This window comes from Duncaniella sp. B8 (assembly GCF_005304985.1).
In the GTDB taxonomy this organism is placed as follows: domain Bacteria; phylum Bacteroidota; class Bacteroidia; order Bacteroidales; family Muribaculaceae; genus Duncaniella; species Duncaniella muris.
On sequence record NZ_CP040121.1, the window covers coordinates 2,587,404 to 2,610,542 of the forward strand.

The window sequence follows — 23,139 nt, forward strand, 5'->3', positions numbered from 1 at the left end:
TTGGTGTAAATAGTATATAATTACGATCATTAAATTTGCAGCCAATTATGAAGAATATCCGCAATTTTTGTATCATAGCCCATATTGACCACGGCAAGAGCACTCTTGCCGACCGTCTGCTTGAATATACCAATACTGTAGCCGCCAAGGACCTGCAGGCACAGGTGCTTGACGACATGGATCTGGAGCGTGAGCGAGGGATCACTATCAAGAGCCACGCCATACAGATGAACTTCCATCTTGATGGCGAGGACTACATCCTGAACCTGATCGACACTCCCGGACACGTTGACTTCTCATATGAAGTCTCGCGTTCGATTGCGGCCTGCGAGGGCGCGCTGCTGATTGTCGATGCCTCACAGGGCATCCAGGCCCAGACCATATCGAATCTCTACATGGCGATTGACAATGATCTGGAGATAATTCCGGTCATCAACAAAGTGGACCTCGACAGTGCGAAACCCGATGAGGTGGAAGATCAGATTGTAGACCTGCTCGGCTGCGATCCATCGGAAGTGATCCGCGCCAGCGGCAAGACCGGTATAGGCGTGCCTGACATTCTGCGTGCCATCGTAGAGAGAGTGCCCGCCCCCCAGGGCGATCCGCAGGCTCCGCTGCAGGCTCTGATTTTCGACTCCGTATTCAATCCCTTCCGCGGTATCATTGCCTATTTCAAGATTGTCAACGGCACGATCCGGAAGAACGATTTCGTGAAATTCGTGGCTACCGGCAAGCAGTATAATGCAGATGAGATCGGGGTGCTCAAACTCGACATGCAGCCCTGCCAGGAACTCTCTGCCGGCAATGTAGGCTATATAATTTCCGGCATCAAGACCTCGCGCGAGGTGAAAGTGGGCGATACGATCACCCATGTCAACACACCCTGCGATGCGGCGATCGACGGTTTCGAGGAGGTGAAGCCTATGGTATTTGCCGGAGTCTACCCGATCGAGACCGAAGATTTTGAAAATCTCCGTTCCTCGCTCGAAAAACTCCAACTCAATGACGCCTCGCTGACATTCCAGCCAGAGTCATCGATGGCTCTCGGTTTCGGCTTCCGTTGCGGCTTCCTCGGACTGCTCCACATGGAGATCATTCAGGAGCGTCTCGGACGTGAGTTTGACATGGATGTGATCACGACCGTGCCCAACGTGTCTTACCGCGTCTTTGACAAGCACGGCAACATGACCGAGGTCCATAACCCTTCCGGTCTTCCGGAGGCAACGCTCATAGACCATATCGAAGAGCCTTATATCAGAGCCTCGATCATTACTGCGGCCGATTATATCGGACCGATCATGACCCTCTGTCTGGCGAAGCGCGGCGAGCTTGTCAAGCAGGAATATATCTCAGGCAACCGCATGGAGCTGATATTCGACATGCCTCTCGGCGAGATCGTGATCGACTTCTATGACAAACTCAAGAGCATCTCGAAGGGCTATGCCTCGTTTGACTATCATCTGCATGACTTCCGCGAGTCGAAACTGATCAAGCTTGACATTCTGCTCAACGGAGAGAGTGTGGACGCTCTGTCAACTCTTACCCATGTGGACAATGCCGTGACCTTCGGGCGCCGCATGTGTGAGAAACTCAAGGAACTGATACCCCGCCAGCAGTTCGACATCGCTATTCAGGCGGCCATCGGTGCCAAGATCATAGCCCGCGAGACTATCAAGGCCGTGCGCAAGGATGTGACGGCCAAGTGTTACGGCGGTGACATCTCGCGTAAGCGCAAACTGCTCGAAAAGCAGAAGAAAGGTAAGAAGCGCATGAAGCAGATCGGTTCGGTGGAAGTGCCGCAGAAAGCATTCCTCGCAGTGCTGAAACTGGACTGACACCTATTATAGTAAGGATATCAAAAAAGCATGGAGAGAGATGCCGTTACGGTGTCTCTCTCTTATTTTCTTCGGGCGTGACATATTGTCAGATTTCCGGGGCGAAAGGAAACATGCGACGAGTAGTTTGTGAGCAAAAATTGATAGAATGCTTAAATTCTGTGTCAAAAAGTTGCAAAAGCCAAAAAAAATTCTCACCTTTACGGCTGAACTTAAAAAATATAACAGATTAAGCGATAGTTTAAAACAACATCTAATAAATCAACCTAAATCTATAACATTCCTGGTCATGAAGAAATTTTTACTTCCGGTTGCAGGGCTTCTTTGTGGAATTGCCGGTGCTCAGGCTGATGTGGTCACCATCAACTGCTATGAGGTTCCCAGCTATTGGAGATTTGCTGACAAAAAGATCTTTGATCCGATAGATCATGAACTGATAATCAATGAAGACGGGACATATACGGTAAAGAAATTTTTAAATTCAGAACTTGATCTCACATTTTCGGTAGACGGCACAAGAAAAGTCTATAACGGAGATGAGGGATACAGGACTCGTTTTCCGAAAGAAGTATGGAACTCGCCTATACTTGATTTCGCTCCTCCAGTCTATACGAGCTCTGTCGAAAATTCTGCAGAAGCTAAATATGAGGTGCTTATACCCGGCACTGAGGACCCGTATATGTATAAGGTGATGCCTGTTGACGGCTATGTGTATTATAGTCTCGGTCAGTATATTCCTGTGCCGAAGAAGGAACTTTCTTTTCCGGTGATAATTTATAGAAATCATTCGGTTGCTGAATTTAAGGGCGAGGATGACAAAGGTAAGCATTATAGAATATGGGTTGCCAACAGATTCCGTATTCCCGTGGGCAATAAGGTTGATGAATACGGAAACGAAAATCCGGCGTATAGCGAAAAAGAACTTTCGGGATGGGCTATCTTTGACATGACTATTCCGAGTGATCCGGTCAATGTTTCATATGTAGATTCGTCGGACAATAAGCTGTTTGAGGATACCAAGAGCGTTATTCTCCACAGAGAAGACCGTTCGACCAGCGTGTATAACTTCCTGAATTCAGGAGTGAAGATCGGCCTGAAGACCACGGGTGATGAAGTGGCTGCCGGCAAGTCATCAGTTGTGTTTACCGAGGGCTTCGACAGTGCGAAAGATCCCGAACAGTATCAGGAGCTTGAAGGAGCCGTCTATAGCCTTGTCACAGCAGGCGGTCAGACTGTTACCGGTCCGGTTATGGTGCGTCCTGCGGGTTGCTATGCCGAGCAGATCGAGGAATATTCATTGAACAAGGCTCACTATAAGGCTTATGTCGACATAAAAGTCGGCGATGTCACCGGTTATACAGTGTTTGAGATGAACGGAACCCCGCTTAAGAAAGGCGCTGTCAACACTCTGACTTTCTATGAAATGAAGAGCTACGACTGGAATAAAATCAGTGAATATGATTCTCACATTGATATAATAGACAATAATAATTTTGTGGCCTATGACTTCCTTAGTTCAGGCTTTAATGTGGCATTCCAGTTGAGCGAGCCAAAAGAGCCGAACAGCGATGACTCTTTTTCCGCTTTCCAGGAGCTTGATCTTGCCGCCGGTTTCGGCAAATGGGACCAGGTGCTTGATGACAAGGACAATCTTGTAGAAAGCAATACGCATAAGATTGTAACTATTCCCGACTATCCGAGAGCGGTTCTTGAGTCCAGACTTGACGACGGCAAAGGCGGATACATGATTTTCAGCCCTAAAATCGAGGTTTATGACCATGCTCCTGATCTGGATCTCTGGGGTATGCCTGATGTCTGTCATTATAAAGACGGTAACGGTGTGCGCAAGGTATATGCAGTCTATTTCCAGGATGAAAACAATGTGAACTACAGAGTAGAGTGGGAGCCTAAGGCTGACCAGTCGGGCATTGCAGATATTATTACCGATTCTGAGAATGCTCCTGCTGAGTGGTTTAATCTTCAGGGTATCCGTGTCAGCGGCGAAAACCTGACCCCCGGCATCTACGTGAAGCGCCAGGGCTCGAAGACTGTCAAGGTGCTCGTGAAGTAATCGGCAGGCAGTTTTTTGAACTGAATGATAAAGAAGCCGGCATTCCCGATTCGGGGGTGCCGGCTTGATTTTGGGCGCTTGATCACGAGGTGTGTCAATCTGTTGGAAAAAGGTCATCAAAAATGACAGATTGATAGCAGATGGCATGTTGAATCGTGTCAGATTGACAGATCGTTAAACAAAACTCTACAAAAATTAAAAAATTTGTAGCAAAAAGTTGCAAAACAAAAAAAAACTTCTCAACTTTACAGCGAAACAGAGATATTGATATCAAATTCACAATAAATCTAATTTTAACCAAACACTTTTTTGCTTATGAAGAAGTTTTTACTCCCGATTGTGGGCTTGTTGCTCGGTAGTGCTGCCGCCCAGGCTGACGATGTATCAGTCAAATATTATAAGATAGGCAGTACTACTGCCACAGAACTTCAGGAGGAGCTGTTTAATCCGACCACAAATGAATTAGTGAAGAATGAAGACGGGTCCTATACTCTGAAAAAATATCAGAATTCAATATATGATCTGAAATTTACCATCAAAGACAATGTGCTGGCTTTCCCGGACATAAAGACACCTGGCCTGTTTGTGCTTAAGGATAAGGATGGTCAGAACTGCCGCTTCAACCTTACTACCATCAAGGAATATAAGGATGCCAATGAAGAGATGAACCAGATTCTTGTTGACGGTCTTCTGTATTCATGTATCAATGGAAAACTTAATGGGGTGAAGCTGAAAAGCGAAACTTTTACTCAGACACAGAGACTGGCTGAGTATGAAGTGAGTATAGTGACTTATTTTCTGTATAAAACACCCAATGGTCCTGATTTGATGGATACAAGACGTGATTATGGCGCTGTTGTTTTTAATATGTCTGTTGTTGAGGACCGTGAAGGCGTAGATGTGGCTTATCAGACAGCATCGGGTGCTGAATTGTTCAAGGATTCTTTCAGCCCGGTTGAAATTGGTAGCGACAATTCGTTTAAACTGAGCTATTTCGCCGGATCTGAAGCTGCTGTTTCATTTAAGGTAGGTAGCGCAGGTGCTGACGGAAAAGCTCCTGTGGTATTCACCGCTGGGGTCAGTTCAGATGATCCGGACTCATATCAGGTCATCGAAGGTGCCACATTCAGCCTTCAGGATGCTTCCGGCCAGACCAAAACCGGGGCTCTTGCCGTGAAAACGGCCGGTAGCTATGCTGTTGTTATCGAAGGCTCCGAAACCATTCAGTCTGCACGCTATAAAGTCTATATCAACACTAAGTTCGGCGATCAGACCGGTTTTGCAGTTATAGAAGCAGAAGGTCCCGCTGTGCCAAAAGGTCGACTCGTGGACATGGACTATGCCGTTTATAGTAATCCTACAAGTGTTTATGAAACAGTGCCGACCTATGTTGATATGATTGATGAAACCACTGTTGTGGTCTACAACTTCGGCAGGTCAGGCTATAATATTCCGTTTACTATCAGCGGAAAGACTGTTGCTGCGAACCCGGCGGAAGGAGGCCCAATAGCAACCGCTGCAATACGCGTGGCTGATGATTATGTCGGCACTGACAAGCCTTCAAACAAGTCTCTGACTGTCAAGCTTCCTGATGGAGAACAGTTCAACACACATGTAAAAAACGTCGACGCTCAGTCTAATCCGAGTATATATTATAATCCGACCTTTACAGATGTCAAATACTATAAAGACCGTGTAGACTTCCACATTACATTCGGCACTACCAAATTCGTAGCCGCAAACTGGAGCATGCCGACATCGGAGTCAGGTATTGCAGATGTTGTCGCTGACGAAAACGCACCTGTTGAATGGTATAGCCTCCAGGGTGTCCGCGTCAATGGCGAGAATCTTGCCCCCGGCATCTACATCAAGCGCCAGGGCTCGAAGGCAGTGAAGGTGCTTGTAAAGTAATCAGGAATCTGCTGAAATAGAAATCGAAACTCTATCAGACATAAGATCGGCGACCTCGCTGGAGGCCCGCCGATCTTTTTGGTTGATATTCTGCAGATCAGGTTTGCTATTATGCCTGCCCGTCTGTCAGACTGTCGGCCCGGGCGGGGGCTGACGGACGGCGTATCTCAGTGTCGAGTTCTTCGGCTCCGGGATGGTAGGAGACGAAGATCTCGTCGCCGGCCGAGATAGAGGCGTCGATGATCAGCTCAGCGAGTTTGTCTTCGAGATACTTCTGAATGGAGCGTTTGAGCGGACGGGCGCCATAGTTGGCGTCGTAGCCCTTTTCGGCAATGAAGTTCTTGGCCTCGTCAGTGATTGTCAGTGTGTAGCCAAGTTCTTTGACACGCTTGTTGAAGCCTGCCAGCTCGATGTCTATGATCTTGAAGATAGCCTCTTTTGACAGAGAATCGAACATGATCACATCGTCGATGCGGTTGAGGAATTCCGGAGCGAAAGCCTTGTTGAGGGCTTTGCGGAGCACACTCTGGCTATAGTCCTTGTCATTTGACGACGGTGAGGCGAAGCCTATGCCGCTGCCGAAGTCTTTGAGCTGGCGCGAACCGATGTTGGAGGTCATGATGATGATAGTGTTCTTGAAGTCGATGCGGCGGCCGAGCGAGTCGGTCAGGCGGCCTTCGTCCATCACCTGGAGCAGGAGGTTGAATACGTCAGGGTGAGCCTTTTCTATCTCGTCAAGCAGGACTATGGAGTAGGGGTGGCGGCGCACTTTTTCAGTGAGCTGTCCGCCCTCCTCATAGCCTACGTATCCGGGAGGCGCTCCGACGAGGCGGGAGACGGTGAACTTCTCCATGTATTCGCTCATGTCGATGCGGATCAGAGTGTCGGCCGAATCAAACATGTATTCCGCGAGTTTCTTGGCCAGGTGGGTCTTGCCTACACCGGTCGGGCCGAGGAAGAGGAAGGTGCCGATCGGCTTGTTGGGGTCTTTCAGACCGATGCGGTTGCGCTGGATGGCTTTGACCACCTTTTCGATAGCCGGATCCTGTCCGATGATGCTGCCTTTGAGAGTGGGAGCCATCTCTTTGAGACGCTTGCCTTCGGCCTGGGCTATGCGCTGGACGGGCACACCGGTCATCATGGCTACCACTTCGGCCACTTTTTCGGCATCGACGGTCTCGCGCATCGCATTGAGTTGTTCCTCCCAGCGGGCTTTCGATTCTTCGAGGGTGGCTTTGAGCTGCTGCTCCTGGTCGCGGTATGAAGCAGCCTTCTCGAAGTTCTGCGACTGGGCGGCGCGGAGTTTCTGTGCGGCCACCTCCTCAATGCGCTGTTCGAGCTGCTCGATTTCCTTGGGCACGGCGATGTTGGTGACGTGCACACGGCTGCCGGCCTCGTCCATCGCATCAATGGCCTTGTCGGGGAAATTTCGGTCGGAGACATAGCGCTCGGTCAGCTGCACGCAGGCATCGAGTGCTTCGGGGGTATAATTGACATTGTGGTGCTCCTCATACTTGTCTTTGATGTTGTCAAGGATAATGCGTGTCTCCTCTGCGGTGGTCGGCTCGACCATCACTTTTTGGAAACGGCGTTCGAGAGCACCGTCATTTTCGATGTTCTTACGGTATTCGTCAAGAGTTGTGGCTCCGATGCACTGGATCTCGCCTCGCGCCAGAGCCGGTTTGAGAAGGTTGGCGGCATCCATTGATCCGGCGGCATTTCCGGCACCTACTATGGTGTGGAGTTCGTCAATGAAGAGGATGATGTCTTTGTTTTTCGAAAGCTCGTCGAGTATGGCCTTGATGCGTTCCTCGAACTGTCCGCGATATTTGGTTCCGGCCACGATCGAGGCCATGTCGAGCGACACAACGCGCTTACCGAAGAGAATGCGCGAGACCTTGCGCTGGACTATGCGCAGGGCCAGGCCTTCGACGATGGCTGATTTTCCTACGCCAGGCTCGCCGATGAGCACCGGATTGTTTTTCTTGCGGCGGCTGAGGATCTGGGCCAGGCGCTCGATTTCGACATCGCGTCCCACCACCGGGTCGAGGCGGTTTTCTTCAGCGGCAAGAGTCATGTCGTTGCCGTATTTGTCGAGCACCGGAGTGTCGTTGCCACGGCGCTGAGCTGTTGGGGTGCCCTGGCGTTTGCCTGAAGCCGACGAACTCTGCTGTCCGCCTTGAGGAGCGGAAGAGCGTGGCGGCATCTCATCGTCCTCGTCTTCTTCGGCGAAGTCGGCGTTGAGCGGAGTGGCAAGATCTGAATCGGTGGCCAGCAGGCGATATATGGCCTCGTAGGTAATGCCGGCGCGGTGGAAAGCGGTCATGAATTCCGAATTCTGAGCATCGGAATTGTGGAAAATTGCCAGCAGCAGGTGGGTGGCGTCAACTTCGTTGCTTTTGAGCATACGGGCTTCGAGCGCACTAAGTTTGATAATGCGTCCGGTCAGATCGCTGAGACTGACATCAGAAATGCCTACGGTGCCCTGATAGTCGGCGTCAGTAGCGGCGTTGAAGAGGGCCTTGTCGAGATTTTCTCTCAGCTCATAGGCAGAGGCGCCCTTGGCTGCACGGTCGATCAGGCGTGCCGGCTCGCCTTCAATATCGGAGAGAAGCGACAGCAGCAGGTGTTCCGGCATGACATAGCGGGTGTTATGGCGGGCGGCCTGTCTGGGAGAGTCGCTTATGATCTCCTTGAAATTCTGTGAATAAACAGTGTCCATCTGAAATTTACCTTTCTTGTTAAGTGATGAAAGAGGGGTAGGGTGTGTCAGTGTCCCGTAATTGTTGAGTCGGATAAATGTCACTGACATGGATTGACACTACAAAAATTGTGCCAAACTTCGCTAACGGTGGTCAGTGATATCATAATAACAATTAAAAAACAATTCTTGATCGGCAAAGATACGATTTTTGTAAAATAATTCGTACCTTTGTGGGGAAAATACTCGGTTTTTAAACACGTTCAAACACATGATTGAAGAAGATCGTATAATTAAAATTAATATAGAAAACGAGATGAAGAACGCCTACATCGACTATTCGATGTCGGTGATCGTGTCGCGTGCGCTCCCTGATGTGCGCGACGGTCTCAAACCTGTGCACCGCCGTGTGCTTTACGGGATGAATGAGATGGGCAACACCTCTGACCGCCCCCACAAGAAGTCGGCCAACTGCGTCGGCGAGGTCATGGGTAAGTACCATCCCCACGGCGACTCCTCTATCTACGGCACCGTGGTGCGTCTCGCGCAGCCCTGGGCCATGCGCAACACACTTGTCGACGGTCATGGAAACTTCGGATCGGTCGACGGTGACGGCGCTGCGGCAATGCGTTATACTGAGGTGCGTCTTGAAAAGCTCGGTGAAGAAATGCTGGCCGACATCGGTAGTGACACCGTGGATTTCCAGCCCAACTATGACAACTCCCGCAAGGAGCCGGTAGTGCTTCCTACCCGCTTTCCGAATCTTCTCGTCAACGGCGCTTCCGGCATCGCTGTCGGTATGGCCACCAACATGCCGACACATAATCTCGGAGAGTCGATCAACGCTTGTGTGGCCTATATCGACAATCCTGACATCGACATCGAAGGTCTGATGCAATACATCCCGGCCCCTGACTTCCCCACAGGAGGTACAATCTATGGCTACAATGGCGTAAAGGAAGCTTATGAGACCGGTCGCGGCCGAATCGTTATCCGCTCTAAAGCCGAGATTGAGGTAGAGGACAATCATGAGAATATAATTGTCACCGAAATACCCTACGGTGTCAATAAGGCCGAACTTATCGCCTATATAGCCACTCTTGTCACTGATAAAAAACTCGACGGTATCGCTGACATCAACGACGAGAGTAATTATAAAGGTATGCGCATAGTCATCAAGCTCAAGAGCGATGCAAATGCAAATGTGGTGCTAAACAAGCTCTATAAGATGACTCAGATGCAGGCCTCGTTCAGCGTCAACAATGTGGCCCTGGTCAACGGTCGCCCCAAGACTCTGAATCTTAAGGATCTGATCTCTGAATTTGTGGCTCACCGCCATGATGTGGTGATACGCCGTACCAGATTCGAACTTAACAAAGCCCAGGAGCGCGCCCATATACTCGAAGGTCTGATCATAGCCTCGCAGAACATTGACGAGGTGATCCGCATTATCCGCGCAGCTTCCGACACCCAGAGCGCCCGTGATGCCTTGCGCGATCGCTTCGGCCTGACAGACCCGCAGACCGCCGCCATCGTCGAAATGCGTCTGCGTCAGCTCACAGGACTCGAACAGGATAAGCTCCGCAATGAATACGAGACTCTCGAACAGGAAATAGCCCGTCTGGAACTGATTCTGTCAGATGACGCTACCTGCCGCGAACTCATAAAGAGCGAACTCATCGAAGTGCGTGACCGCTACAGCGATGCCCGCCGCACTGACATAGACTATACCGCCGGCGATTTCAACGCTGAGGATTTCTATGCCGATGATGACATGATCATCACCATCTCGCATCTCGGTTACATCAAGCGCACACAGCTCAGCGAATTCCGCGCCCAGAACCGCGGAGGTGTCGGCGCAAAGGGCTCTGATACACGCAACGAAGACTTCATCGAGCACATTTATCCTGCCTCGATGCACAATTCAATGCTCTTCTTCACCCAGAAGGGCCGCTGCTATTGGCTCAAGGTCTATGAAATTCCCGAAGGAGCTAAGAATTCAAAAGGCCGCGCTATCCAGAACATGCTCAATATAGACTCTGACGACTGCGTCAAGGCATTTATCTGCACCAAGTCGCTCGGAGATTCGGAATTCGTCAACACCCACAATCTTGTGTTTGCCACCAAGAAGGGCGTCATAAAGAAAACCCGCCTTGAAGCGTACTCACGTCCGCGATCCAAGGGTGTCAACGCCATCATCATCCGCGAGGGCGACGAACTGCTCGCAGTCGAGATGACAGACGGCAACAGCGAGATCCTTCTGGCCAACCGCAACGGTCGCGCTATCCGCTTTCCTGAAAGCAAGGTGCGTGAGATGGGCCGTATGTCGGCCGGAGTCCGCGGCATGACTCTTGACGGTGATGATGACGAGGTTGTAGGCATGATCTGCATGCCGGCTGACACAACCAATGATGTCATGGTACTCAGTGAACGCGGCTATGGCAAGCGCACACCGCTTGACACCACCGTGACCAACGAGGCCGGCGAAAGCGAAAAAGTGCCTGTCTACCGTGTCACCAACCGTGGCGGAAAGGGTGTCAGAACCATGAACATCACTGAAAAGACCGGCGCGCTTGTGGCCATCGAGAGTGTCTGTGACGACAATGACCTCGTGATCATCAACAAGAGCGGCATCACCCTTCGCATCCATGTGGCCGACATTCGTCAGCAGGGCCGTGCGACACAGGGTGTGCGCATCATAAACCTTGACAAGCGCAATGATACGATCGCCTCTGTCTGCTGCGTAGATACCGATCCTGAAGAGGAAGTTGAACAGGTTGAGGCCCAGGACATAGCTCCGGAAATGACCGAAGCTGAACTTCTTGATGCTGATATCGTTGAAGAAGAGGTAGATGACGAATTCGACGAAGAGATCGCCGAAGAAAGCGAAGAATAATCATTAATCCCCTAATATTAACTTTCCATTATGAAAAAAATCTGCGTCTTAACCTTTGGGTTGCTCGCTGCCTCCTCAATGACAGCTCAGGTAGCCGTGGTGAAGGAAGCTGAAAAGGAATTCAAGAATGCCTCTACTTATGCCGCTTATCAGAAAGCGATTAAGGCAATCACTCCCGCCTTTTCAAATCCTGAAACTGAGAAAGAAGCAAACACTTACTGGATTCCCGGAAAAGCCGGTTTTAAACTCTATGACGATCTCTTTGCCAAGAAGACCATCGGCCAGGATGTTAGCCTCGTCGACATGGGCAACGCGCTTCTTGACGGATATAACTATGGTCTCAAGGCCCTTGACTGTGACACTGTTGTCGATGCCAAAGGCAAGGTCAAGACCAAACTCTCAAAAGATATCGTGAGCCAGATCACCGGCCATGCCAATGACTTTCTGAACGCAGGCGCCGCATTCTGGGAATCACGTGAATTCGGCAAAGCATACGAGGCTTTCACCGACTATCTCGCCATCCCTGCAAATCCCCGCTTCGGAAAGAACGCCCCCGCCGCACTCCCCGACTCTACAGCTTCGTCAATCGAATATAACCGCGCTCTTGCCGCATGGCAGGCAGAAATGCTTCCGCAGGCAGCCGAGTCATTTGACCAGCTTCTTACTGTGGGCTATGACGAACCCGCAGCTTATGACTATGCCTATAGTGTGGCATATCAGATGAACGACGAGGAACGCAAGCTCCGCTACTCTCAGATTGCATTTGATAAGTTCGGAACCTCAAATCCCGCCTTCCTCCAGCGTCTGGTCAACAGCTACATTGAACGTAAGGAATATAACAAGGCTACCGACATGCTCAACAATGCGATTGCTTCTGATCCGAACAACGGCACTTACTATCTGTCGCTCGGTGTGCTCAAAGAACAGCAGAATGACACTATCGCAGCCAAGAATGCTTACAAGAAGGCTGTTGAACTTGACAGCGAAAACGCTTACAACAACCTCTACTACGGACGTATGCTTGTGCAGGAATATGACGCTCTTGACCAGGCTGCTGCCAACATGCCGCAGAACGAGTACAACAAGTACAACTATGAGACCATGCGTCCCATCCTTCTTGAAGCCGTAAAATATCTCGAAAAGGCTTATCAGCTCGACAGCGAGCAGACTGATGCTCTCCGCTATCTCAAGAACATCTACTATGTTCTTAATGACGGTGAGAATCTTCTGCGTGTCGAAAATCTTCTGGGACAGTAATATCCCGGAAGCTGACAATTCATAAAAAGTTATGAAACCGAAGCCCGGACCGGAAGGTTTTTAGCGGCCGGTTTCATAACTTTTTTGTTTTCATATAAAAATATCATCATATATACCAAGTAAACACGCATGGCGACATCTACATTGGAACAGTTTGATGCGGTGATTGGAGACTGCCGTAGGATCTATGCCGAAAAATTGGCTGACTACGGTGCTTCGTGGCGCATAATGCGTCCGCGGTCAATCACAGACCAGCTATATATAAAGGCCAAACGCATCCGCACTCTTGAAGAGGGTGAGGCTCTGGTCAACGAGGGCATTCTCGGCGAATTTTATGCCATAGTGAACTATGGTGTCATGGGGCTTATCCAGCTTGAACTCGGATTTGCCGATGAAGCTGACATCAGCCCGGAGCAAGCTGTGGAACTTTATGACAGATATGTCAGAGTGATACGTGATCTCCTTGCCGCCAAAACTCATGACTATGGCGATGCATGGCGCGGAATGAGAGTCAATTCATATACCGACTTCATTCTGACAAAACTCCAGCGCGTCAAGGAAATAGAAGGCAACGGAGGCAAGACGAGTGTCTCGGAAGGAATTGATTCCAACTATATGGATATAATTAATTATGCCGTCTTCGCAATCATCAAACTCACCGAAGAAAAGGATTGACCGTTTCTTCCATCCGGCTCTGGTCTGGATATTCCGTCTGATTGTAGGCGCGACTTTTGTGCTGTCTGGTTTCACCAAAAGCATAGATGTCTGGGGAAGCTATTATAAGATAGCGGAATATCTTGATGTCTGGGGCTGGGACGTGCCGTCGGCTTTGGTCGTGCTTGCCGCCTTCCTGCTTGGCGGGGTGGAATTCGTGTGTGGCTCTCTGTTGCTGTTAGGATGCTACAAGAGGGCCGTGACATGGATCATGCTTCTGATGATGGCATTCATGCTGCCGCTCACGCTCTATATAGCGGTTGCCGATCCGGTTGCCGACTGCGGTTGCTTCGGCGACTTCCTGCTGATTTCAAATAATGCCACTTTCATAAAGAATATTTTCCTGACGCTCTTTCTGCTGTATCTGTTCAGATTCAACAAGCGGGTCGACGGCCTTTTTGTGCCCTATGTCCAGTGGGTGATCGGAGGCCTGTTGTCGTTCTATATCCTGTTCGTGGCGTTTTTCGGTTATAATGTGCAGCCGATGATTGATTTCCGCCGCTTTGAACCTGGCACCGACCTGCTTGCCTCTGCCGACAGTAGTGATGAGGAAAGCGAGGAAGAGGCGGAATATGAGTTCATCTATGAAAAAGACGGCCGGGAGGAAAGTTTCACGCTCGACAATCTGCCGGATTCTACATGGACTTTCGTGGACCGCCGTCTGATCGGAGGTTCAGAGACTGTGACTGACGGATTTGCCGTAATTTCAGACGGCGAAAACATCGCAGCCGATATAATTGATCCTGAGGCTGACCAGTTCATAGTCACTATCCCGGATCTGTCAAAGGTAGACCTGTCATACACCTATCTTCTTAACGAACTCAATGACTATATCAGTAATCGCGGAGGCTCAATGGTGGCTTTGGTCAATGCTGACGAAGAGGGGATAGAGCGCTGGCGTGATGTCTCGATGGCCTCATATGACATATATACCGCAGAGCCTACGCTTATAAAGGAGCTGGCGCGCGGACATGCGGCCATAGTGTTTCTGCATGACGGTGTCGTGGTCTGGAAACGCACTCTCTCGTCTATCAGCTACAAAATAGTGTCAGACACGCAGCTGAGTGAAATTGACAGAGAGCTTGATCCGGACTCCAAAGAGATACTTCACGGCCTGACCATTCTGTTTGCTACTGTGATAGTAATAATAATGGTGTTTGACCGCAGCGGTCGTCTTGTGGCATGGATGCTGAAGCGCCGTAAGAAAAAAGCAGAGAAACTGCAGGCGCAAATCGGACAGCCGGATAGCACGGCAGAGACCGGTAAGGAGTGACGATCTGACAACTATTCGCAAATCAGGATTGTTAACAACTATATACTATATAAGTTAACAATACTGATTTGTTATGTCACACGTTTTCTATGCCGCCCGCCAGGCCCTCCGTCATCACGCTTCCGGCGGAAATGTATTGATCTTTGCCACAGTGCTGGCTCTTGTGGTAGCCAATATACCGGGTCTTAATACATTGTATAATGACTTTTGGAACCAGCCGATGCGATTGCAGATCGGTGATTTCAATGTGTTGTCACACGCCGGACATCCGATGACCGTCCTGCAGTTTATCAACGATGCTCTCATGGCGGTGTTTTTCTTCTCGATCGGTCTTGAGATAAAACGAGAGGTCCTCGTCGGCGAGCTTTCTTCGTTCCGCCAGGCTCTACTGCCTATAATGGGGGCGATAGGGGGCATGATAGTGCCCGTCGGTCTATATCTCGCCCTTGCGGCAGGAAGTGACTATGCAGACGGAGCTGCCATCCCGATGGCTACTGACATTGCGTTCTCGCTGGGAGTGCTTGCGCTTCTTGGATCTCGTGTGCCGGTCTCGTTAAAGATATTTCTGACCACCCTTGCCGTGGTCGATGATATCGGAGGCATAATCGTGATAGCCGCTTTCTATTCGTCGCATATTGATATGGCTTTTATCGGCTATGCGGCTGTCGGGCTGGCCGTGTTGCTCGTCGGAGGCGGATTTTTGAAAATACAGAGCAAATTTTTCTATGTGCTCATAGGCGGGATTGTGTGGTTCCTGTTTCTCAATTCCGGAATTCATCCTACCATAGCCGGAGTGCTCGTAGCATTCTGTGTGCCTTCGGTCCCGGTCTATGCGCCTGAAAAATATATAAAGAAAATCCGTAGCTCCATCCGCAATTTCAACGAAGAGGAAGATGATGTGCTTTCGCGGCGCACAATTCTGAATCATGAGCAGATGGACTGGCTCAAGCAGATAGAGAGTGCATCCGATAAGGTGATATCTCCTCTTCAGGATCTCGAAGACTCGCTGCATCCGGTCATAAACTATCTGATCATACCTCTGTTTGCCTTTGCCAACGCAGGGATCTATCTGCTGGACATGAATCCGATGACGGTTCTGAGTGGAATCAGCCTGGCGATCATTGTCGGTCTTGTCATCGGCAAGTTTGTCGGAATACTCCTGTTTTCCTGGCTTACAGTCAGAATGAAACTTGCTCCAATGCCTGAAGGCTCTGACTGGAAAATGGTGGCCGCGATCTCGATGCTTGGCGGCATAGGTTTTACAGTCTCACTGTTCATAGCCAACCTCTCGTTCGGCGACATGGGCGAGGCCGGTGTGGCATTGCTGAATGATTCAAAAGTAGGCATTGTGGCCGGATCGCTGCTTTCCGGAGTCATAGGCTATGGTCTGCTGTCGCGTTTTCTCCCTCAGGCTCCTGATGCAAGTGCCGAAGATGAGGATTAAAGAAGAGACAGCAAGAAGTATTTTCGAAAATATGTTGTTATTAATGAAATATTTCTGTAATTTTGCACCGTCTCTGAAATGGACGTAAAAACCCTTTAAAATACACATATTCAATGACTATCGACCAGTACAATTTCAACGGCAAAAAGGCCATTGTCCGCGTGGATTTCAACGTTCCCCTGGACGAAAACGGTAAAATCACTGACGATACCCGTATCCGCGGCGCTCTTCCCACTTTGAAAAAAATTCTTGCTGACGGTGGCAGCCTCATCATCATGAGCCACATGGGCAAACCCAAAGGTAAGGTGAACCCCAAAATGTCACTCAGCCAGATCAAAGATACAGTTGGCAAATATCTCGGCACTGAAGTAGAGTTTGCTGAAGACTGCGCCAAGGCAGCTGAAAAGGCCGCCGCTCTGAAGCCCGGTCAGGTGCTCCTGCTTGAAAACCTCCGCTTCCACCCTGAAGAAGAAGGCAAGCCCGTAGGCATTGACAAGGAAGATCCCGCATATGACGCAGCCAAGAAAGAAATGAAGGAACGTCAGAAAGAATTCGCAAAGACTCTTGCATCTTATGCTGACGTATATGTGAACGATGCGTTCGGTACCGCTCACCGTCGTCATGCCTCTACCGCAGTGATCGCCGATTACTTCGACAAGGATTCGAAGATGCTCGGCTATCTGATGGAAAAGGAAGTTACAGCTGTTGACAACATTCTCAAAGACATCAAGCGTCCCTTCACCGCTATCATGGGTGGCTCAAAGGTGTCAACCAAGATCGGCATCATCGAAAACCTCATGGACAAGGTTGACAACCTCATCCTCTGCGGCGGTATGACCTATACTTTCGCAAAGGCTCTCGGCGGAAATGTCGGAAAGTCTATCTGCGAGAATGACAAGCTCGATCTCGCTCTTCAGATCATCGAAAAGGCCAAGCAGAAAGGTGTTAACCTTGTACTCGGAACTGATTGCGTGGCAGCTGACGATTTCAGCAACGATGCCAACACTATGGTTGTTTCATGCAAGGAAATCCCTGCAGAATGGGAAGGCCTTGATGCCGGTCCCGAAACCCGCAAGGCTTTTGCCGATGCTATCAAAGGTGCCAAGACAATCCTTTGGAACGGTCCTGCCGGTGTGTTTGAATTCGACAATTTCACTGCCGGTTCACGTGCCATCGCCGATGCCATTGTAGAGGCTACTGAAAACGGTGCATTCTCTCTCGTAGGCGGCGGTGACTCTGTTGCCTGCGTCAACAAGTTCGGTCTGGCCGACAAGGTAAGCTACGTTTCAACCGGTGGCGGCGCTCTTCTCGAAGCCATCGAAGGCAAGATCCTCCCCGGCATCGCAGCTATCCGCGGCGAAGAATAAAAAAGCTATTGCCGGAGTCTGATCTCCGATAAAATTCACGGCTCCGCTATCATAGGTGATAGCGGGGCCGTTTTTTGTCGGACCGACTTTTATTCGCCGATGATTGTGGCTACGATTTTGCGCGGACCTCCGTAGTCGCGGAATTCACAGAGATATATTCCCTGCCATGTTCCGAGATTCAGGTGATGACGGCTGACTGGCAGTGACAGCGACGGACCGACAAGGATGGATTTGGCATGTGACGGCATATCGTCAGGGCCTTCGTCGGTGTGGAGATAGAATGGGGCGTTTTCCGGCACGAGGCGGTCGAAAATAACATTCAGGTCGTGGCGCACATCCGGATCTGCATTCTCGTTGACAGCGAGTGCGGCAGATGTATGTTTGATAAGAAGATGCAGAAGCCCTTTTTCAGGCAGTTCAGGCAATTGGCGCATTACTTCGCCGGTGACCAGATGGATGCCACGCGGGTAGGCGCGGAGTGTGAATTCGATCTGTTGTATCATAGTAGTGCAAAGTTAAGCAAAAAGCAGAACATTTTTAACAATTGGCTCGTTCTATAATAGCTATCGAATCTTTCATTAGCCGGGTGGAGGAAAAAGATCCGCATGATTGTTTACTTTGCAAAACAATTTAAACATCAGAACAATCATGGTTACGCTTAACATTCCGCTTTTTACCTGGTGCGTGATAGCATTCGCGATGGTAGCACTGATAATCATCAGAGTCTGTTACAAAAACTACTCCCAGATACATCATCAGAGGCATCTGATCGAGTTTGGTAAGGAGAGTGAGGAAATCTTCATCCCCGGTGACAGACTTGAAGGCCAGGAAGTTTATGATGACGAAGATTGAGCAGCCTATGGCGCCTGTGACAGCAGGCATCCGAATGACAAGAGAGGGTGAGACCGTAAAAAAATACTGCCTTTTCCTCTCTGAATATGCCGCATGGCTTTTAGGAGCCGGGGCCACATGCATACGCCTTGAGCGAAATGTCAAACGCATGGCGGAGGCTTTTGATCATGAGGTTGTGATGACGATAATGCCACGCCATATCCACATGACTGTCTGCAACCGTGACCGTTCCGACAGCTATACCTATATAACTGCATTGCGGACATCGATGATAAGTTTCGACATCAACACCCGTCTGAGCGAACTGAGCTGGGCAGTGGCTGACGGCCGGCTTGATTTCAGACAGGCCGAAGCAGAGTTCAACCGCATCGTCAAGACTCGTCCGGCTGACAAACGGCTGGTGCTCTTACTTGCATCATGTGCCAACGCATCGTTTTGCCGCCTTTTCGGAGGCGATCTGCCAGCGATGGCAATCGTTTTTATAGCAACTCTTGCCGGCTACTATCTGAAGCAGGTGCTCTGTGAGCAGAAAGTAGACATGCGTATTGTTTTCATTATGTGTGCTTTCGTTTCGTCTGTGCTCGGAGCTACGGATGCCTTGTTTCATCTCGGCCAGACTCCGGAAATAGCCATCGGAACCAGTGTGCTCTACCTTGTGCCGGGCATTCCGTTTCTGAATTCATTCAGCGATATGCTTGCCGGCCACTATATCTGTTCGTTCAGCCGCTTCATGCATGCAATGATTCTTACCGCTTGCCTTTCGATAGGCCTTTGTGGCGGAATGATGATGATGAACATCGGTATGTTTTGACAGCGCCATTACAGAATGTTGATTTGAAAAAAGCAGTTTATCCGTTATGTTGATCGAATTTTTGCAGGATGCGTTTTTCGCAGCGATAGCAGCTATCGGTTTTGCCGCTATCAGCAATCCCCCGCGCAGGGCCTATCTGTATTGTGCGCTTATTGCCGCCGCCGGCCATTCTACCCGTTTTCTTCTGATGAATGAATCTCTGACAGGAATGCACATTGTGCCGGCCACTTCGATAGCGGCGCTGATTGTCGGGGTGCTCGCGGTTCTGTTTTCACCTTTGGTCCGTACTCCCGCAGAGACCTGTCTGTTTCCTTCGCTCTTGCCGATGATCCCCGGCATATATGCCTATCGGACATTCGGAGGACTTGTGATGTGTCTTTATCAGGGGCATGAACTGGGATTCAACCATTATTTCTATCTGTTTGCAAGTAATGGCCTTACCTGCCTTTTTATACTCCTCGGAATGGTCATCGGTGCGACAATACCGATCTTCCTTTTGAAAAATATATCTTTCCAGGCCACACGATGAACTATACCTGCCACGTTAATATAATACTACTCACGTTTTCATTTTCATTCCCTGAATCATGGAATTGCGCCAGTTGAAATATTTTGTCAAGGTTGCGGAGACGTTGAACTTTTCAGAGGCCTCACGGACATTGTTTATAACCCAGAGCACCTTGTCACAGCAGATCAAACAGCTCGAACAGGAGATCGGGTCACCGCTTTTTCAGCGAGACAGCCATCGGGTGTGTCTGACGGAAGCCGGCAGCGAACTGCTCCCGTATGCCGTCAGAACCCTACAGGCCTCACAACTCTGTCTTGAGCGCATGAATGATCTGCGCGAACTGCTTGCAGGCACTCTCAACATCGGGGTGACATATTCTTTCAGCCCCATACTGACAGAGACGCTGCTTGATTTCATGAAACTTTATCCGGGAGTGAAGCTCAATATTTTTTATAAGCCGATGGCCGAGCTGATGGACATGCTTGTTGAACGTGAAGTTGACTTTGTGCTTGCATTCAAACCGAAGGAGCCTTTGGCCTGTGTCGAATCCCACAGTCTGTTTCAGAATTTTCTTACAGTGGTGGTCAACAGTAGCCATCCCTTGGCATCGAAGCAAAAAGTCACGCTTGCCGAGCTTTCGGAATATGATCTTGCACTGCCGGCCCGCGGCTTGCAGGCGCGAAACTATTTTGATGCAGTGATTGCTCCTAAAGGCATTGATATGCGTGTGCGTATCGAACTCAATGAAGTCAACATTCTGCTGAAACTGATCAGCTGCAGCAGTCTGGCCACTGTACTGGCCGAAGCCACAACACACAATGTGCGCGGAGTCAAGGCTGTGCCGCTTGACATTCCGGCAAACGAGATGACCGGCTGTGTCCACACTCTGCGTGACAGTTACCACAAGCGTTCCATGTGCGAGTTCATTAAAATGCTGAGCGAATCAGCGGCCATTCGTGAACGTGTCAACGCATGGCTCTGATTCGCTCAGATCTTCTTTTTTTGCCGGTCGTGATCCGGCGTTTCAAAGTGACTTCTTAGGATACATGGCTTCCCACCATGACGGATCATCCTGTAGATATTTGGCAAACCATGCAAATATGGTTTCCTGCCACTGTTTGCGCTTGTTGAATTCGGTCACCTGGTGGTTGGCGCCTCTGACTGCCACAAAAGCCGTCTCGCGGCCAAGGCGTTTCAGGGCCGTGTACATCTGGATACTTTCTCCGAATGGCACGTTGGTGTCAGAATCGCCGTGGAGGAACAGCAGGGGAGTGTGGATCTTGTCGGCATTGAAGAGCGGGCTGCGGTCCACGAACAGATCCTTCCGTGTCCAGGGATAACTGTTGGCCATGCAGACTTCGCTATATGAATATCCCCAATAGCCTTCACCCCAATAGCTTGTGTGGTCGCTGATACCTGCGTGAGATATTCCGGCAGCAAATATGTCGGTCTTTGTCTGCAGATATTGGGTCATGAATCCGCCATATGAAGCACCGATACAGCCGATCTTCTTGCTGTCTACCCAGGAATGACTGTCGGTAAAGGCCTTTACGGCTTCGATTATGTCGTCAGCTACACCTTCACCGGCCGTGTTGACATGGTGAGCGGCATATTCCTGCCCGAATCCGGCACTGCCTCGCGGTATGATGACCAGAACCACATAGCCGTGGGCGGCATAGACGTGATGTGGGTAGCGGCTTTCGAATGTGCGGCTGGTCGGACTGCATCCGCCGTAATAATTTACGATCATCGGATATTTTTCGGATGGATCGAAATCGGGCGGAAGGATGTAGCGCACACTGATGCTGTCGCCGCGCGATGTCACAAACGGCCATCCCTTGCACTCTCCGAGGCGCACACCCTCAAGGCGTTTGGCGCTGAGGTCTTCGATCAGATTCTGGCGTCCGTTTTTCAGACTGACAGAATAGAGTCTGTCGGAATTAGACGCTCCCTGACCGGTGTAGACGAGTACCGGAGCTGTGGCTGAAAGGTCGAATGACATTACATATTCCTCAAGTGCTTTCAGATTGTCAATTTGTCCGTTGGTCGGATTGACGCGGTAGAGCGATTTGAGATCGCGGTCTTCAGCCGTGAAATAAATATTTCCGTCAGCCTTGCTCCAGGCGAAACTTTCAACAGACGGGTTGAAGTCGCGGGTCAGGGGGGTGACTTTCTTCGTTGCGACATCCATGACATAGAGCTGGTTGTCATACATGTTCGGGGTCATTCCATCTGGCAGATTCTTGCCGATGGAGCCAAGCCCTTCGGGAGAGGCTGTAAGCGCGACCGTTTTTCCGTCGGGCGAGAGGGATGCGCCACCGATGAATCCTTCATTTTCAAGCAGCGTCATGCAGGCACCTGATTTCAGATCGAGAAGATAGAGAGACACAACCGAGCTCGGACGCTGTTCTACTTTAGTGTCATAAGCCATGAAAAGGAGTTTGCTGCCGTCTGCTGATATTCCGGCCGGAGTGACATTTCGGTAGCCGAATGTCAGCGGGCTGCTGAGTCCGCTTGCCAGATCGAATTTCATCAACGATGCGCGTGAGCGCCATCCAGGCTGACGGTCTTCCGGATTGACGATCTCATAAAGGTCTGCGTTCTTCTCCTTGGGTTCATCCTGATTCTTCAGGTAGACAAAGAAATCAGCTGTAGGCGACAGCATGAATGAATGTGTGGGAATGTCATCTGCAATCACTTGTTCTTCATGGGTCAGAGGATTGAGGGTGATAAACCGGAGCTTTTTATTGACATTGCGTGTGAGATAGAGCTGATCACAGTCTGGCATCCACCGTAGAGTTTCTGTGCTTGACAATAGCACTCGGCCTGACGAGAGTTCGCTGATCTGGGTATTGAACGTATTGTCGCCTCCTTCATGGGTAAAACTGTATGTGGTGAGCAGATATTTTCCGCTTGGAGATAGGCTTGCCGACTTGATTCTTTGCCCTGTCATCACATCTCGGAGAGTGTAGCGGCGTCCTTGTTCCTTATTGATTGTGACTTGTGTTTTGCCGTCGGATTCAATGGAGATTCTGACTGAGTCGGGTTGATTGCCCGGTAGCGTGAGACATTTGACAGTTATGGAGTGTGTTGCCGGAGCCAGAGCGAGTTTTTCGTCTGTGATGAGTTTGCCGTCAAGATAGATCTCCCGATTCTTAAGGCCGCTGACTTTGAGCGATCCGTTGAAATAACGTCCGTTGTCAAGAGTGAAATTCAGGAGATGGAGTGCCGGTGTCCGGCTTGCCGGAAGAACCGGATTTGTGAATTTACTGCCTTTTTCAGCAGCATTCATGGAAATCGGGGTTTTCAGAATGGCCAAAGTGTCAAACTTGGCTGAATTGGCATCGATGCTGTCAAGCATGAACGGAGTGGCCACTTCAAAAGGACCGGAATACTTAAATGACTTGATGTCGATAGTCTCTCCGAAAGAACTAAGAGACAGTGCGGCACCGCATGCCGCGCAAATTACTTTTTTATACATGATAAAAGATTGGAACTC

16 protein-coding genes are annotated in these 23,139 nt (G+C 49.9%); 13 read left to right on the forward strand and 3 right to left on the reverse strand.

What is annotated here, in order from left to right; genetic code table 11:
- Nucleotides 1-47 precede the first annotated feature (47 nt).
- From lepA to FDZ78_RS10980, 3 genes are all read left to right on the forward strand, one after another.
- A complete protein-coding gene (gene lepA / locus FDZ78_RS10970) occupies nucleotides 48-1,835 on the forward strand; it encodes a translation elongation factor 4 (protein ID WP_123400186.1) in 1,788 nt (595 codons plus the stop codon).
- Between the two features lie 289 nt (nucleotides 1,836-2,124).
- Nucleotides 2,125-3,906, forward strand: coding sequence for a hypothetical protein (locus tag FDZ78_RS10975; protein WP_136408553.1), 1,782 nt, complete (start codon nucleotides 2,125-2,127; stop codon nucleotides 3,904-3,906).
- A gap of 315 nt (nucleotides 3,907-4,221) precedes the next feature.
- A complete protein-coding gene (locus FDZ78_RS10980) occupies nucleotides 4,222-5,817 on the forward strand; it encodes a hypothetical protein (protein WP_124075520.1) in 1,596 nt (531 codons plus the stop codon).
- Between the two features lie 109 nt (nucleotides 5,818-5,926).
- Here the strand turns inward: FDZ78_RS10980 and FDZ78_RS10985 are convergent, their stop codons facing one another.
- Nucleotides 5,927-8,539 (reverse strand): ATP-dependent Clp protease ATP-binding subunit, encoded by a 2,613-nt coding sequence (locus FDZ78_RS10985; protein WP_136409176.1) that lies wholly within the window; start codon nucleotides 8,537-8,539, stop codon nucleotides 5,927-5,929.
- 250 nt (nucleotides 8,540-8,789) lie between these two features.
- Here FDZ78_RS10985 and gyrA point away from each other — a divergent pair, with 250 nt between their 5' ends.
- The 6 genes from gyrA to pgk all read left to right on the forward strand — a co-directional run bounded on the left by gyrA (nucleotide 8,790) and on the right by pgk (nucleotide 17,469).
- Nucleotides 8,790-11,414 (forward strand): DNA gyrase subunit A, encoded by a 2,625-nt coding sequence (gyrA, locus tag FDZ78_RS10990; protein WP_107033346.1) that lies wholly within the window; start codon nucleotides 8,790-8,792, stop codon nucleotides 11,412-11,414.
- Between the two features lie 30 nt (nucleotides 11,415-11,444).
- A complete protein-coding gene (locus FDZ78_RS10995) occupies nucleotides 11,445-12,671 on the forward strand; it encodes a lipopolysaccharide assembly protein LapB (RefSeq protein WP_124075521.1) in 1,227 nt (408 codons plus the stop codon).
- Between the two features lie 129 nt (nucleotides 12,672-12,800).
- The gene (locus FDZ78_RS11000; protein WP_123398677.1) at nucleotides 12,801-13,346 is read left to right on the forward strand and encodes a DUF1599 domain-containing protein; all 546 of its coding nucleotides are present in this window, start codon (nucleotides 12,801-12,803) and stop codon (nucleotides 13,344-13,346) included.
- A complete protein-coding gene (locus FDZ78_RS11005; RefSeq protein ID WP_123398678.1) occupies nucleotides 13,303-14,658 on the forward strand; it encodes a BT_3928 family protein in 1,356 nt (451 codons plus the stop codon). Before FDZ78_RS11000 ends, FDZ78_RS11005 begins: the two co-directional genes overlap by 44 nt.
- Nucleotides 14,659-14,731: 73 nt before the next feature.
- Nucleotides 14,732-16,102: a Na+/H+ antiporter NhaA gene (gene nhaA / locus FDZ78_RS11010; protein ID WP_123611057.1), complete on the forward strand. Its 1,371-nt coding sequence runs from the start codon at nucleotides 14,732-14,734 to the stop codon at nucleotides 16,100-16,102.
- Between the two features lie 113 nt (nucleotides 16,103-16,215).
- Entirely contained in the window at nucleotides 16,216-17,469 is a 1,254-nt protein-coding gene (gene pgk, locus FDZ78_RS11015) for a phosphoglycerate kinase (protein ID WP_107031501.1), read from the forward strand.
- 89 nt (nucleotides 17,470-17,558) lie between these two features.
- On the opposite strand, the gene FDZ78_RS11020 is transcribed toward pgk, so the two are convergent.
- On the reverse strand, nucleotides 17,559-17,972 hold the full coding sequence (locus FDZ78_RS11020) for a secondary thiamine-phosphate synthase enzyme YjbQ (protein ID WP_107031502.1): 414 nt from the start codon (nucleotides 17,970-17,972) through the stop codon (nucleotides 17,559-17,561).
- 145 nt (nucleotides 17,973-18,117) lie between these two features.
- Between FDZ78_RS11020 and FDZ78_RS11025 the strand changes: the two genes are divergently transcribed.
- From FDZ78_RS11025 to FDZ78_RS11040, 4 genes are read left to right on the forward strand one after another with little or no spacing between them, the layout of a single operon-like run.
- Nucleotides 18,118-18,321, forward strand: a complete 204-nt coding sequence (locus FDZ78_RS11025) for a hypothetical protein (RefSeq protein ID WP_107031503.1) — start codon at nucleotides 18,118-18,120, stop codon at nucleotides 18,319-18,321.
- Complete coding sequence (locus tag FDZ78_RS11030; RefSeq protein WP_240597638.1) at nucleotides 18,305-19,132, forward strand: threonine/serine exporter ThrE family protein; 828 nt, start codon at nucleotides 18,305-18,307, stop codon at nucleotides 19,130-19,132. The genes FDZ78_RS11025 and FDZ78_RS11030 overlap by 17 nt, the downstream gene beginning before the upstream one ends.
- Before the next feature lie 46 nt (nucleotides 19,133-19,178).
- Nucleotides 19,179-19,661 (forward strand): threonine/serine exporter family protein, encoded by a 483-nt coding sequence (locus FDZ78_RS11035; protein WP_107031504.1) that lies wholly within the window; start codon nucleotides 19,179-19,181, stop codon nucleotides 19,659-19,661.
- Between the two features lie 58 nt (nucleotides 19,662-19,719).
- Nucleotides 19,720-20,622, forward strand: a complete 903-nt coding sequence (locus FDZ78_RS11040) for a LysR substrate-binding domain-containing protein (RefSeq protein WP_136408554.1) — start codon at nucleotides 19,720-19,722, stop codon at nucleotides 20,620-20,622.
- A 42-nt stretch (nucleotides 20,623-20,664) separates the two neighbouring features.
- Here FDZ78_RS11040 and FDZ78_RS11045 read toward each other — a convergent pair whose 3' ends face one another.
- On the reverse strand, nucleotides 20,665-23,121 hold the full coding sequence (locus tag FDZ78_RS11045) for a S9 family peptidase (protein WP_123611056.1): 2,457 nt from the start codon (nucleotides 23,119-23,121) through the stop codon (nucleotides 20,665-20,667).
- Between the last annotated feature and the right edge of the window lie 18 nt (nucleotides 23,122-23,139).